Consider the following 14837-nt stretch of genomic DNA (forward strand, 5'->3'; position numbering starts at 1 on the left):
TGACTTTGGCAAAATCTCGTTTGAATGTCGCCAGACTGCGGCCCGTATAATTTGCTATTTCCTCCATCGATAGGTCATACATGTAGTTATCGTTCAGATAGTCGATGATGTCTATTTTCCACGGATCGACGAAATCGAACAGCGAAGCGTAGAGAGTCTTATCTGTATTGAATAAGACATAGGCTCCCTCGATCATTTTCAATTTCAATACGTCGTCGGAGGGCTTCACACCTGTATCGAAATACGGAATGACCGACTCGAACAAGCTACGGATGTCGGGGCGGTTATTCGGCAATACGCGCAGGCTCGCTTTTTCACGTTTCGATTCCATAGGAATCTCTTTCTTGTCGAGCGTCTGGTAGAGTTCCCGCAGAAACGGTTTCGTGAATTTCAGCACGACGGAGCGGTAAGGATGTTCCTCGTCGGCGCGTTTCTGCAACCACATCCGGTTATCCCGCCGCATGAAGGCACACTCGCCCGGATGCAATATCGTTTTCTTACCGCGTTCCTCGATTTCGAGTTCGCCTGAACACAGGTAAATAAGCGTGTGCTCCCGATTTTCGTGGGCACAGCCTCTGTCATCAGTGAAAAAACTTGCTATAAGGACATTCGAGCAGTCAAAAACATGCAATTGTTCCATATTATCCAGTCTTTATTTTGTTTACAAAATTAGCGTATTATTTTCGTAAGATATTTGCTGTAAAGCTCATCTTTTGGAAAAACTTAATACTTTCAACATAGTATCTACTTATTATAAAATAATCAGATTGATTTTCATTGTTTCCAAATTCAGGAGAAGTTAGCTATTGAAATTGGGGTAAGAAATTCACAAGGTTTACGGGACAGCTTATTTTGATAGAAATATCTATCATGCCACCGTTTACAGTGGTTCTCATGATACAGGTGATTTTCCGTTATTCAAATAGGAGAGTGTCCCTGAATAGTCTACGGGGGACATTTCAGACAGGGACAGTGGGGTATTTTGCAGGCCTTGCATGATGCTGTGACGTAGTTATATCTGAAATCGGGACGAAAGGTCCGTCCCAGAGTTCCAAATAAAAAAAAGCGACTATTTTTTTAGTCGCTTTTACGTGGTAGCACCTGGAATCGAACCAGGGACACAAGGATTTTCAGTCCTTTGCTCTACCGACTGAGCTATGCCACCAGTGCTGTTTTGCGAGTGCAAATATAGGGCATTTCTATAAATCTGCAATAGTTTTGCGGGTATTTTTTATCTTTTTTCATTTCTTAGTCTGAAACACAGATAGATCATCAGGATAATCAAAGAGATAGAAGCCATGGGTACGGCTGGCTGAGCAATGGCCCAGACCGGTATAGCTATAGCCAGGATAGCCAGATAGAATTTCAGATATTTTCTGATGAATAGAGGAAGCGCTTTCCTGAAAATAAAAGGGATTACAAATAAATTGAGCGGATTGGCCCATAGGATATTCCAGTTTGGAGCAGTGATGGGGTGTGCTGTAAAACCTCCTAAGAATACAATCAAAACCCCTACAATTCCTGTGAAAAGGAGAAAAATAAGGGAAATGACATTCAATAATGACCGGCTTTTAACATATTGTAAAAGTAGGATCAGTAGCAGGCATCCTAGAGCAAAAACGAAAAGGGGAGTCCCATACCAGGAATTGGATAGGTTCATTTCCGGAGCCTGATATAAAACTTCGGCAGGTTCGGCCAGCAATTGTCCGTCGTATCGGGCATTTTTAAGTCCATACATCAGATAATCCGGCAAGAACATATATTGAAAAGTAGTGGCCATACGATTACCCCTTTGCCCCAGGATCGTATGTATGCCCCATTGTACCCAAGGGGAAGCTTGCAAGTACTCATCCAGTAGATTCCAGAAATTTTTGTTTACATCCGGCATATTCCAGGCGACACTGTCGGGTAAACTTTTTAATAAGATATCCCTGCTTCGGGTGGTACAATTATCGAATAGAAAGTTGTAGAGATAATAGCGGTTTTGCGGGAGCAGGTTCTCTTCGAGCAGATCGAAAATCCGTTGTTTTTCCAGCGAATCCAGCCGGATAGTTTGAGCGTAGACCGTACGTTCTTCCAGCTGATAATTGTATATGAAATGGGAGAATTTCTGAACAGTCAGCTGATAAGGAAGCAGGCCTCGTGCATATTTTAAATAAAAATGGGGAGTAGAGAAGTCGAAAGTGCCATAATTGTACACCCTGTCGATTTGGTGTCGGGGATCGTTGATCCGGATGGCCGTATGACCGAAAAGAGAGTATAATTCGTTGCCGGGAGCACAAGTCAGGATACTGACTTCGGTCTCCGGAGAGAGTGTTAATCCTATTCCTTTAATAGAAATCAGACTGCTTATTATAAATAAAAAGATGATCTTTTTCATTTTATATGTCTTTTTATTCCGGATATTCAATATGACAAAGAAATAGAGCCTGTGCAGGAACAGAAGTACCTGCATTACAGCGGTTTTTAGATTCTATAATTTTGCGAACATCTTCTGGGGTCAGTTTACCTCTTCCCACGTCAATCAACGTACCGACAATCGCTCTTACCATATTCCGCAAAAAACGGTTGGCTTTTACCGTAAAAATCAGCTGTTTATCGGTCTCTTCCCACTGAGCTTCATATATAATACAATTATTGGTTTTGACGTCGGTATGAAGTTTCGAAAAACTGGTAAAGTCCGTATAATCGAATAACACCCGGCAGGCTTCGTTCATTGCCTGAATATCCGGCAGGGGATAAGCTTTCCAGGCAAATGGATAGGTAAACGGATCTTTTGTTTTATCGATATAATATTTATAGGTACGGGAAATAGCCGAAAAACGGGCATGTTTATCCATAGGTACCCGGTATATTTTGTAGATTGCAATATCTTTATCCAGTAATCCGTTCAGTTTATAGACCACCTGTTGCGGCTCCGGAAGTTCACATTCGATATCGAAATGAGCGACGAAAAATGAAGCGTGTACACCCGTATCCGTTCTACCGGCGCCGACGACGTATATGTCCTGGCGTAGCAAAGTACTGAGGGCCCGGTTGATTTCTTCCTGCACGGACGATGCTCCCGGCTGGATTTGCCAGCCGTGGTATCGGCTGCCGTTATAAGCTAATTCAATAAAATATCTGACCATTTTTTCTTATCTCCCGCGAAGATAAAAAATAATGCCGAATATTGTATATCCGGCATAGGGGTTTCTTTATTCTACAACGACTTTACTCTTTCCGTTGCCGGTCTTTACCAGACAAATTTTGGCAGGAATACGTTCGGTCAATTCCTGTACGTGGGATATGATTCCCACCTGCCGGCCTTGTGAGCGGAGACGTTCCAGGGCTTCCATGACAATTTGCAGGGTTTCGCTGTCTAAAGTGCCGAAACCTTCGTCGATAAAGAGATTTTCTTCGAAATGATTCCGTGAAGAAAAGGAAGATAAGCCCAAGGCTAAAGCCAGAGAGATGAGGAAGGATTCGCCTCCCGATAAAGAGAATACCGACCGGGCTTCATCGCAGAGATCGTGATCGATGACTTGTAGGGCCAACTCATCGGGTATACGCTGCAACTGATAGCGGGAGGTTAATTCCCGAAGTTGTATATTGGCGTATGATAACAGGATATCCAGCGTATATCCTTGGGCGATCTCTTTAAACTTATAGCCACTCTGTGAACCGATTAGATCGTCTAGTTTGCTCCATTGGTTTAATAATTTCGTTTTCGCATCGAGGGTATCCTTTAAGCTGGCCGCTTGTTTTTGGTTTTCTTCCTGGGTGTGCAGAGTTGCCAATACTTCGGTTTTTTGTTGGAGGATACGCTCGGATTCCTCTTGTAATGCGGTGTATTGACGCTGTAAAGAGGAAAGTGATTCCGATTGTGGATCGGGGCGGCCGGGCGATTGTAAATGATCGGCCAATTGTTTTTCACGTTCCCGTAGAGTGGCCAAAGCAGTCGTTACCTTATCCCGGAGGTGATTTTGTCTTTCCCGTTCTTCCCGGATTTTTTCAGGTGCCACTTGCAATAGTGAAATGAGAGTGGCTTCGGTTAGCTGAGCAGGGGCTGTCCGATTGTATTTTTCCAGCCATTCGCCTAATTGCCGGGTGGCTTTTTCCAGGCGCTTTTGATATTGGTCACAGGTGGTACGGAGTTGGGTGATTTTTCCTTTTAGTTGTTCCGATTGGCCTGAAAGCTGTTCTTTCTGCCGGATGGCTGTTTCCAGTTCCTGAGTCGCCCTTTCTGTTAACTCTTGCCAATAACGTTCGGTTTCATCGACCGTTTGACCTTGCAGAAGCCGGGCCCGTTTCCGGATGAAAGACAAAGTCTCTTCAGAGCGTTTTTTCAAAGCCTCTGCGGCTTCTGTTTCGCTTTGGCGGAAGGATTCCAGGTTTTTCTGATTCTCCTCGTATTCAGCTACCGATTGAAGCAATAGTTTTTCATTTTCTGCCGATTGCAGCGTTTTAGTTTGCCATTTTTGAGCAGCTGTGGTCAGTTCCTGTTTGAGATCCGGGTAGTTATCTTCCCAGCGTTGTCGCCAGGTAGGTGCATGCATAAAAGGAGCGACCTTTTCCAGTGAAATATTTTGCTGGACTTTCAGGCCTTCAATGATCTCTTGCAACTTAGATAGTTCAGTGGCTTGACCGACTACCTTTTCCTGGGTCTGCTGAAATGTTTTTTGCAGGGCATTGTTTTGGTTTTGTATTTTATCCAGTTCTTTTTGGAGCGTTTCTAACTGATGTTGCCGTTGCTCCCATTCGTTTTCTTTCAGACAAATACTTTCCAATTCTTTTTGGCTGATATTCAGCTGTTCTCTTAGGTTTATCCGATTTTGTCCGTTAGAAACAGACCTATCCGAATAAAGCTCCTTAATTTGCTGGAGAATCTCTTCGCATTCTTCTTGCGATTCATATTTTTCATTTTGTAATACGGGTAATACTTCTCCGAGGTACCGGTGTTCGGCTTCAAGACGCGCATTTTCGGTTTTTAACCGATTATATGCTGCTTCATGCTGTCTGACTTCTTTTTCGAGTGTTTCGAGCAAGCCGTCGGCCAGGGGATGATGTGCCGCATAAGGGTGGGATTGGCTGCCACATACCGGGCAAGGGGTATTTTCTTCCAGTTGGGCCCGGAGTCGAACGACATTTTCTGAAACCGATAGTCGGGCTTGTTCCAAAGTGTGGCGTATGGTCGTGTATTTTATTTCTGCAATTTCGATTTCTTTTTTGTATTCGGTCAGGCGAACTTTGAGTGCTTGTAAATTTTGTTGTTGTTGTTGCAGTTTATCTTGCCTTTTTCTCAGTTCTTGCCGGGTCTTATCTAGTTTTTCCGTCAAGGTAATTTCCTGAAGCAATCTTTCGCGTTGTAGGCGGAGTTGTTCTTTACGATTGCGAAGTTCGCTTATGGGAAACCGGTTGACCGATATTTGTTGTTGCTGGCGCAACTGCAGGAGGTCATTGTGACGTTGTATGGATGTTTCGATCTCACGGCGTTGAAGTTCCAGCTGTTGCCGGCTTACTGTTAGTTGTTGTAGAGTAGAGGTATATAAAGATTGATTTTCTATAACCTGCAACCTTTGGGTATAAGCTGTATCCAGAAAACTTTCGATCAGCTTTATGTTCAGGCACATTTGTTCATGTTGCCTGTTTTTCCTGAACCATTCTTTTAATTTATCGTCTAATTCTCTCTGTTGCAGAATACGGGAGTATCTGCTATCCTGAATTTTTTGATGCACTTTGATTTTATCTTGCAGGTCGGTTAAAGTTTTCCGGCTCTCTTGTTCTACCTGCCGGGCATTGACAATTCCGATATCTAAACGACGGGCTTCTAAAAGTTCCGGTTTAAGCTTATTGTACTGGGTTGTATATTGGTTTACCAATGATTTTTGCCGTTCCACCGATTGAAGGGTTTGCGTGGCTTTTTCGTTCAGATCGGAGAGCGCCTGTTCTGTTTGTCGTAATAATTCAGTTTGGCTTACTAAATGAGTGGTACATTCATTTTTTTCAATCCAAAAAAGACGGCTGCTTTCGATGCTTTCCATCTGCTGTAACCAGACTGACTGGGCTTGTGCTTCGGCTTGTACTTTTTGGGCATCCGAAAGGGTGGCCTGGGCTTCCGATTTAGATTGATTGATTTGTTCTAATTGCTCTATCCAACGTATTTTACGTTGGATTTCTTCATTTTTTTGTTGAAGAGCCTTTTCGTGTTTCAGGAGTTTGGCCGATTGTTGCTGTAATGTCTCGATTTCTTCCTGGGTAAGCAGGCGAATATTCCCCATACGGGCGGAGAGTTCTTTCCATTCATTGCGGATAGCTGTCGTTTTGGAATAGACCGTATTCGAGATAACAGAATAGATTTCAGTACCGGTCAGTTTTTCGAGTACTTCGGCCTTTTCTTCTTTCCGGGCTTTGAGGAATCGGGCAAATTCATTTTGTGCCAATAAAACGGTACGGGTGAATTGATTATAATTCAGACCGATGAGTTGAATCAATTTATTCTCCGATTCACTGATTCCTGTAGTGATAGGAGACGGATCTCCAAGGGGGTATACCCGGAGTTCTGCAGGTTGAAGTTTCCCGCTTATTTTATTATTGGCTCGCCATACCCGCCATACCGAGCGATAACTTTTTCCGTCTACAGCAATAAATTCTACAGCAGCCATCGCTTCGGCAGTACCTCTGCGGAGTATTTGACGACGATCTCCCTGTTGAATGAATTCTTGTCCGACATCCGGCATTTTAGTACCTTCAATACCGGTGGTGCGGGGCATATTGTTGAATAAGGCCAGACAGATAGCATCCAGAATAGTCGATTTTCCGGCACCGGTGGGACCGCATATTGCGAAGATCCCGGCAGATCGCAGAGGAGCTGCCGTAAAATCGATATCGAATTCTCCGGCAATAGATGCCAGATTTTTTCCTTGTATACGTAATATTTTCATTGTTTTTCTCCCATTTTCAGCTGTGATTCTTCAATGACTTCCCGGAATAAATGAGCCAATTCTTCGGGCAGAGGATTTTGATATCGCCTTTCGTATACTCGGTTCAACAGCTTCCAGGGATCCAGTAATTCTTCGGTGGTGAGCGTATTCTCGTTTTTTGTAAGTTGTACTGTATCCGGATAAAAGGGGAGTACCCGGGTTAAACGCACCTGTTTGGTGCGTAGGGCTTCCTCCACTTTATTGCGCAAAGCAGGTTCCGGTTCGGTGAGTAGTACCCTGACTTCGAGGAAAGGGGCCGGATGATCGTCTCTCTCTTCCGGGAGCTGAGAGAGGCGATTCAACACTTCGTCCAAGGGGGCCGGATGTTTAGGGATACGAAGTAAAGTGACTAAAGGATTAAAAATAATTTTAGTCTGATTTAGAAGTATTCCTTTGTCGATCTCCAGTAAGATCACTCCGTGGCGGTAATTTTCTTCTGCAAAAGACATGGGTAACGGACTGCCGGCATAGCGTATCTCGTTGCGGTTGGCAATCTGCTGTTCCCGGTGGATATGGCCCAAAGCTCCGTAAGTGATTTGGGAAGGGAAGACACTGGAAGGAATCCCTTCGAGTCCGCCGATGATCAGGCGTTCACTTTGATCACCTTCGGAAATCTGACTTCCTGCGGCTTGCAGGTGTCCCATAGCAATGATGGCTTCTTGTTTTTGCCTGCGTTCTTCGACGCAGGCAACCAGCGTGTCGTACATGGCCTTAACCCCTGCCTGATAAGGATCTCCTTCACTCTCGACTGCCGGATAGTCTCCCTGTCGGAGATAGGGTACCGCCAGACACCAACCTTGCCGTTTCCCCGATCTGTCTTTCAGTTCGATGATTAATTCCTCCGTATCGATTGTGCCGTCTGCTCTTTTACGTACTGTACCCCGAATTTGTATGTTCATTTCTTCGAGTAAAGGAATCGGGGTTTCGAGCCGACTGGCAGAATCATGATTTCCTGCAATCAGGATGATTTGTAAGCCCGGATTTTGTTCTGTTACCCGGCGTAGGAACCGATAAAATTGACGTTGTGCCTGAGCAGAAGGATTAGCTACATCGAATATATCTCCTGAAATAAGAAGCACATCGATTTGTTGTGTGGTAATTTGATCTGTCAGCCAATCTAAAAAATACTGATGTTCCTGAAAACGGTCATAGCCGAAAAAGGTCTGCCCGATATGCCAGTCTGCTGTATGAATGATTTTCATGTCCTGTCATTTGGACAAAAATAGTAAGATTTGCAGATATAACCAAATAGCTCACGGGCTATGGTAATCCTACCATAGCCCGTGAGCTATAGCCGGTGATAATGGCAAGTCATCAGCTTACCGGATTCATCGTGTAGGTGCATGCCATTTCCTTCGCAATAACGGAACAGGTTGCAATCGGCACATTCGCCCTGACGGGCCCATTCCCGGTTCCGGAATTTTTCGAAGCGGTTGTTCCACACTTCCATAAAATCATCCTGGTAAATATTCCCTTGGTCGTAGTTAGCCCGGATACTGGGACAACCCGATATCGCTCCGTTAATGCGGATAGATCCGACAGAAATTCCGGCATGGCAACGATAAAATTGGTCACGGACTTCAGCTTCATAAGGACCTAAAAAACCTTCACAAGCGAAATTGACGTGAATACGACCTTCTTGCCGGGTTTGACGGATAAAATCCAATACTTTTTTGAATTGGGAAGAAGATAGTTGTAATTCAGGCACTTGTGCTGCTCTGCCTGCGGGAAAGATGGTAAAGATACGCCATTGTCCGACTCCTTGTTCGATCAAATATTCTTTGAAAGCGGGGAGAGTATTGATGTTTTGTTGATTGATACAACTGACGACATCCCATACGATTTCTTTTTCCCGGCTCAGCATTCCGATAGCCTGACTGGCCCGGCGAAAGCTTTCCGGATGTCGGCGTAACCAGTTGTGGGCATCTTCCGGTCCGTCCAGACTTACGGTAATGCTGTGCAGGCCTGCTTGTAAAAGTCTGTCCAGCCTCTGACGGGATAATAACAAACCGTTGGTTACCAATCCCCAGGGGTATTCCCGGCGATAACATGCCCGGCCACACTCTTCCAGATCTTTGCGCATCAGAGGTTCTCCACCCGTGAAAATGATAAAAACCCGGTGGGGATCGACCTGTGGAGTGATGTTGTCCAAAGCCTTTAAGAAGTCTTCTTTTGGCATATCGGGTTGCCCGGAAATCGCTTTGCAATCACTGCCACAATGCCGGCAAGCGAGATTACAGCGAAGGGTACATTCCCAAAAAAGAGTATGTAATTCGTGTTTTTGCCGGATCAGCTGTTCTTTTTGTCGGAAGAGTTCCAGGCCCAGGCGTTTCCGGAGGCTGATGGAATTATTCATGATCTTCTTCTTTTTGAGGAGTCAGTATGATTTTTACTTCTTGTGTTGTATTTCCCCTATTCCAGCCTTCACCTCCCTGTAAATCTTTACGAAGGAAGGTTACTTTCAGAGAATCGGCCTGGTAGTACGGATTATTTTCGTCGGGGTTGATTTTTAAATTATACTTCACCGTATCGATCGGGAACGCTGCTTGCCGGGTTTCGAATTCTCCTTCTTTTCCGGAGTATAACGTATCGTTGACCGGGTGGCTTCCATAGGGGGTATCGGGGATAAAATCAGGACGGGGTTCGTAACTGAATTCCATATCGGACACGATAATCTGAATATCGGATAGCGCCTGACCTGCCTGATCGGTGACTTTTCCTTTGATGGTATAGGAAGCTGTCGGCGTACCGTACATGCATATGATGTTACCGGGATCGTCCCCGTTATCCTCACAGGAGGAGAAACCTAAAAATCCTAATAAAGTAGTCAATATCCAGTTCAGGCTACGATTCCAGCGATAATGTAATGTTTTCATGGTTTGTTTTTTTATGATTAAACTGTTTAAATGCCTTGATTTTCTTGAGGTCGGCCTTTCCGGACAGGTTGACGGTGAGAATAATGAGTTGTATTTAAAAGTTCAAACGGAATCCGATTTGCCCCGTGAGGTTGAAAAACTGTTCCGAGCGAATCGTTTGTATTTCACTGGCCGGGGTCAGATTCCATAAAAATCCTCCTTCTGCATAGACCGATACATGGCGAATAATGGGGTAGGCAATACCTATTCGTGTGTTCGCTGACCAAAGCGTACCCGGTATTCGTCGACGCTGACTTTTATAGGCCGAATAGATTTTGCCTGAAAGATTAACTTCACAGACAATACCGGCAGACCAATAACAGTAGAAACGTTCCCAATGGGTCAGGCGATAACTGAAAGATGCCGGGATTCCCAGCATATGCAATCTTTGACGCAATACATCGTAATCCGAACTTTCATATCGCCACTGGTTGCGTAAATAGCTATAGGTAAGTCCGGTATTGAAACTCCAACGGTCCGACAACGTGCGGGATATACTTATTCCGAAAGAGATGGGAGAGCTGTGCTTCACTTTATCCGGTTTCAGATCGGATAACAGGGTGCGTGTCGAAATAGGGGATGTTCCGGCCTTCGTCAGAGGAGGTTTGGGGGTATTCCCCTGAAGATGATCGTTACAGGCATAATCGGGATAGCCGGCGGAGTTGCTGGAAATACCGGCTATATTAAAATTACCTCCTCCCATGCCCAAATGCCATTTCCGTGAGGTCTTTCGGACTTTTACCGGTTCGGTTTTCGTGTTGCGGACGATCAGTACCGGTGAAAAATCTGTTTCCAGAGCTTTACTTGCAATGACTATAGGTAATATTTTAGTTTCTTGACTTTTATATTTATCCGTTGAAATCGTTTTTCCAGTTGTGTAAATAGGTTTTCGAGTGAGAACAGGGAGGAGTGAATCGGCTATTTGATCCGTCGTAACTGTTCCGGTAAGCTGTGGTATTTGTATATGATCCACAATAAAAGGTTGTATTCTGTTCCGGACTATTTCTGTCGTAGTTTCCGGGATAAGACGATCGTATAAGAGCCCGCCTCCCATGAGTAAAAGGAGGGTTACGATAGCTGCCGTCCGGCGTATGGATCTGGTGGAAAACCGGGTAGGTCGTAGAGGAAGAAAACCAGCGAGGGTTTTCCATTGTTCTGAATCCGGTTCACATTCCCAATTATGCAACCGTTCCCGGAACAATTCTTCAAATCGGTCTCTTCTATCCATAGTCAATATAAATTTTTTATCATTTGTTGTAAAGTATAGCGTGCCCTGGCATATTGTGATCGGGAAGTACCTTCTGTGATTCGGAGCATAGCTCCGATTTCCTTGTGCGAGAATCCTTCGATCGCAAACAGGTTGAAAATCGTTTGATATCCCGGAGGTAAACGATGAATTAAATCCAGCATTTCCTGGGCCGATATTTCTTCTAAAGCATTGGGAAAAGAAGTTTCCTGTTCTGTCTCCTCAGTGGGGAAGGTCAGAGGGAAAACTTTGGATCTACGGATTTTTTCCAGGGCACAATTAATAAAAATTTTCCGCATCCACCCCTCGAAACTCCCATTTCCGCTATATTCGTTCAGATTCGTAAATACCTTTATAAAACCTTCCTGTAACAGATCGTGTGCCATATCCCGGTTGCGGGAATAGCGCATACATACGCCCATCATTTTAGCGGCGTATCGTCGGTACAGTTCTCCCTGAGCTTTCCGCTTTCCTTTAAGGCATTCCTGAATCAGTAACACTTCATCCATTCACGTGATTTCTTTTTTCGTCAATAAGATGCATGGGAGAAACAAAACGTTGCATAAGAACAAAAAAAAATCTTGTTGTAAAATACATCGTTCTCCGGTTTTCCTCGTATTAATTTCGAGAGTGGAAAGAAATATAGATAATTTTATCCTATATTTGTGCTAGGTTGTTTGTTAATTTTGGGTCTTATTTGATATTTTTGTCGCTACTTTTTATAGTTATCGCTATGATGTTAAATATCAAGGAAAATATAGAAGAGATTGTGAAAACGTTACCGGAAGGGGTCAGGCTGATTGCCGTATCGAAGACGAAACCGGTGGAGTATATTGAAGAAGCTTATGCAGGGGGACAGCGTGCTTTCGGTGAAAACCGGCCACAGGAAATGGCTGCTAAATACCGGCAACTGCCCAAGGATATTGAATGGCATATGATCGGACAGCTACAAGAGAAGAATGTAAAATACATTGCTTCTTTTGTGAAATTGATTCATTCCGTGGATAGCCTGAAATTATTGCAAAAAATCGATCGTGAAGCGTTGAAAAACGAACGTATGATCGATTGTCTGCTGGAATTTCATATTGCTGAAGAAGAGACTAAATCCGGTCTGGATTGGGAGGAGGCATGCAGGCTGCTTGAAAGTGATGAGTTTAAAGTGTTAGAGCATATCCGGATTGTCGGGGTCATGGGGATCGCAACCTATACCGAAGACCGTGAACAGATCCGAAAGGAATTCCGGGAACTTCACCGGATATTCGGGTTGTTGAAAGCGACGTATTTCCAGGAAGAAGAAAGTTTTAAGGAATTGTCCATGGGGATGTCCGGGGATTATCCGATCGCTGTTGAAGAAGGAAGTACGATGGTGAGGGTAGGAAGTGCGGTTTTTGGAGCCAGAGATTATAACAATAAATAATAAACGATAGAGATTATGGTAAATTTGAAGACAAAATTTATCGGATTGGAATTGAAGAGTCCGATTATTGCCGGGAGCTGTGGTTTGACTTCCGAGGTCAGTAAGATTGAAGAAATTGCTTTAAGCGGGGCCGGAGCTATAGTGTTGAAATCCATATTTGAAGAACAAATAAATATGGATGCATCTAAAGCATTGACCGATAATAGTTATCCTGAAAGTGCCGATTATATCCAGAACTATATTCGGGCTAATACTGTCCAGCAACATATCGATTTGGTGAAAGCAGTAAAAAATAAAGTGAATATCCCTGTTATCGCCAGTATCAATTGCTTACGGGACGGGGAATGGATTAGTTTTGCCAGTGAACTGGAAAAAGCCGGTGCCGATGCGCTTGAGTTGAATGCCTTTATCCTGCCGATGGATGAGTTTGCTGAGAGTGTGGAGGTTGAAAACATGTATTTCGACATCGTTAAACATGTGAAAAAGGTGGTTAAAATTCCGGTAATTGTCAAGATCAGCCATTATTTTACGAATTTGCCGGCTTTTGTGAGTAAGCTGAAAGCTTATGGTGCGGATGCCGTTACTATTTTCAATCGCTTTTACGAACCGGATATCGATATCGAACGGATAGCTGTCGGAGCGGCTTCTGTGTTCAGTATGCCGGCCGATTTGAGGACAACTTTGCGCTGGACCGGAATTCTGTCGGGGAAAGATAAACTTTTGCAACTTTCTTCTTCAACAGGTGTTCATAATGGAGAAGCTGTTGTGAAGCTTTTACTGGCGGGGGCGACTACTGTGCAGGTATGTTCGGCTATGTATGAACAGGGAATCGGTACGATCCGTACGATGAATCATTTTTTGAATAGCTGGATGGATAAAAAAGGCTTTGAGTCGATAGATGAATTCCGGGGAAGATTATCCTATGTCGATGCAGGTAATGCTGCCCGCTATGAGAGAGCACAGTTTATGAAATATTTTAGTGATCATAAATAAATTTCGATGTTACAAAATATGAAGTGTGTACTAGGGTTGTTTATGCTCTGTCTGTTAGCTTGTACGGAGAATAAATATGCAGGTATTCCTGAGAAATATCATGCCTTGTTGGATCAGGCATTGGTAAAAGCCGGGGATAATGCAACCGAATTGACAGCGGCATTGAAAAATGCTCCTGATACCCAAAAGGAAGGGATGGCTTTCCTGATTGCTTATATGCCGGAAAGAGATTTAAAGGAATTGACAGCGGATTTTTTATTGGAGAATACAGCCTATGCTTATCAGGCTCGTGAAAAATACGTTTGGGCCAGAGAGATTCCCGATACTGTTTTTCTGAATGATGTACTGCCTTATGTCAGCCTGAATGAAACCCGTGAAGGGTGGAGAAAGGAATTTTACGAACGTTTCGGGAAGTATGTACAGCATTGTAAGACGATTTTTGAAGCCATCGATTCGGTCAACCGGAATGTCCGGGATGAAGTATTGGTCGATTATAATACCAAACGTGAAAAACCGGATCAGAGTCCGTTCGAATCCATGCGGCAGCATATGGCTTCCTGTACCGGATTATCGATCTTGCTGACGGATGCTTTCCGGGCTGTCGGAATTCCTTCACGGGTGGCCGGTACTCCCAATTGGCACGACGAACGGGGCAATCATAACTGGACCGAAGTTTGGGCAGACGGAAACTGGTATTTTACGGAATTTTATTTTCCCGGTCAACTGAACAATGCCTGGTTTTTTGCCGATGCCGGGAAAGCGGTAAAAAACGATCAGCAGAAAGCTATTTATGCTTCTTCGTTTAAACCGACCGGAACCTATTTCCCTTTGGTATGGGATGAGAATATTCGTTATGTACCTGCTGCGAATGTAACTGATTTCTATACCGATTTATATAAATCGCATCTGGAAACGATCTCTGCGGATGGTAACCATGTTCCGTTGAGAATTATGATGTTTACAGATAATGCCTGTGTACAGAACTCGGAGGACCGGGTGGCTGCCAATCTGGATATTTTTTGCGGTAAATTGCAAATGGGAGGCGGGCGTACTGCCGGACCGACTCAGGATATGAATGATGTGCTCACCTTTATGTTAGAGAAAAATCAAACCTATACGGTGAAATATGCAAATGAAGCCGGAAAGATGAAGGAAGTGGAGGTAAAACTGGGTGAACAACCTGTCGAACTGAAGTTATATATGAAATAATACTTGAGAAAAGGGGAGAAGAAGGTGTCTGAAAAGGATGCCTTCTTTTTTTGTTATGCTGCCCGTTTATTATCCATTTTTATTTTTAAAACATC

At 44.0% G+C, this 14837-nt stretch carries 12 protein-coding genes and 1 tRNA gene; 3 read left to right on the forward strand and 10 right to left on the reverse strand.

What is annotated here, in order from left to right:
* The 10 genes from WS42_RS12595 to WS42_RS12640 all read right to left on the reverse strand — a co-directional run.
* The coding region (locus tag WS42_RS12595; protein ID WP_046451189.1) for a hypothetical protein at positions 1-640 on the reverse strand (640 nt) is incomplete at its 3' end.
* A gap of 452 nt (positions 641-1092) precedes the next feature.
* Positions 1093-1165, reverse strand: a tRNA-Phe gene (locus WS42_RS12600).
* Between the two features lie 66 nt (positions 1166-1231).
* A complete protein-coding gene (locus WS42_RS12605) occupies positions 1232-2380 on the reverse strand; it encodes an Lnb N-terminal periplasmic domain-containing protein (RefSeq protein ID WP_229032413.1) in 1149 nt (382 codons plus the stop codon).
* A gap of 13 nt (positions 2381-2393) precedes the next feature.
* Entirely contained in the window at positions 2394-3131 is a 738-nt protein-coding gene (gene truA, locus WS42_RS12610; protein ID WP_022160315.1) for a tRNA pseudouridine(38-40) synthase TruA, read from the reverse strand.
* 66 nt (positions 3132-3197) lie between these two features.
* Positions 3198-6923 (reverse strand): AAA family ATPase, encoded by a 3726-nt coding sequence (locus WS42_RS12615; RefSeq protein WP_046406025.1) that lies wholly within the window; start codon positions 6921-6923, stop codon positions 3198-3200.
* Complete coding sequence (locus tag WS42_RS12620; RefSeq protein ID WP_022160313.1) at positions 6920-8164, reverse strand: exonuclease SbcCD subunit D; 1245 nt, start codon at positions 8162-8164, stop codon at positions 6920-6922. Before WS42_RS12620 ends, WS42_RS12615 begins: the two co-directional genes overlap by 4 nt.
* A gap of 86 nt (positions 8165-8250) precedes the next feature.
* Positions 8251-9318: a TIGR04133 family radical SAM/SPASM protein gene (locus WS42_RS12625; protein WP_046451190.1), complete on the reverse strand. Its 1068-nt coding sequence runs from the start codon at positions 9316-9318 to the stop codon at positions 8251-8253.
* Entirely contained in the window at positions 9311-9838 is a 528-nt protein-coding gene (locus WS42_RS15635; protein WP_013610947.1) for a radical SAM-associated putative lipoprotein, read from the reverse strand. The genes WS42_RS12625 and WS42_RS15635 overlap by 8 nt, the downstream gene beginning before the upstream one ends.
* A gap of 94 nt (positions 9839-9932) precedes the next feature.
* Positions 9933-11105 (reverse strand): outer membrane beta-barrel protein, encoded by a 1173-nt coding sequence (locus WS42_RS12635; RefSeq protein ID WP_046451191.1) that lies wholly within the window; start codon positions 11103-11105, stop codon positions 9933-9935.
* A gap of 2 nt (positions 11106-11107) precedes the next feature.
* A complete protein-coding gene (locus tag WS42_RS12640; RefSeq protein ID WP_013610950.1) occupies positions 11108-11632 on the reverse strand; it encodes an RNA polymerase sigma factor in 525 nt (174 codons plus the stop codon).
* Positions 11633-11856: 224 nt separating this feature from the next.
* Between WS42_RS12640 and WS42_RS12645 the strand changes: the two genes are divergently transcribed.
* From WS42_RS12645 to WS42_RS12655, 3 genes are read left to right on the forward strand one after another with little or no spacing between them, the layout of a single operon-like run.
* Complete coding sequence (locus tag WS42_RS12645) at positions 11857-12540, forward strand: YggS family pyridoxal phosphate-dependent enzyme (protein ID WP_022160312.1); 684 nt, start codon at positions 11857-11859, stop codon at positions 12538-12540.
* Between the two features lie 15 nt (positions 12541-12555).
* Positions 12556-13533: a dihydroorotate dehydrogenase-like protein gene (locus tag WS42_RS12650; RefSeq protein WP_046451192.1), complete on the forward strand. Its 978-nt coding sequence runs from the start codon at positions 12556-12558 to the stop codon at positions 13531-13533.
* A gap of 18 nt (positions 13534-13551) precedes the next feature.
* Positions 13552-14742 (forward strand): transglutaminase-like domain-containing protein, encoded by a 1191-nt coding sequence (locus WS42_RS12655; protein WP_046404398.1) that lies wholly within the window; start codon positions 13552-13554, stop codon positions 14740-14742.
* Positions 14743-14837: the final 95 nt, after the last annotated feature.

Source organism: Odoribacter sp. N54.MGS-14 (genome assembly GCF_000980295.1).
Taxonomy (GTDB): Bacteria; Bacteroidota; Bacteroidia; order Bacteroidales; family Marinifilaceae; genus Odoribacter; species Odoribacter splanchnicus.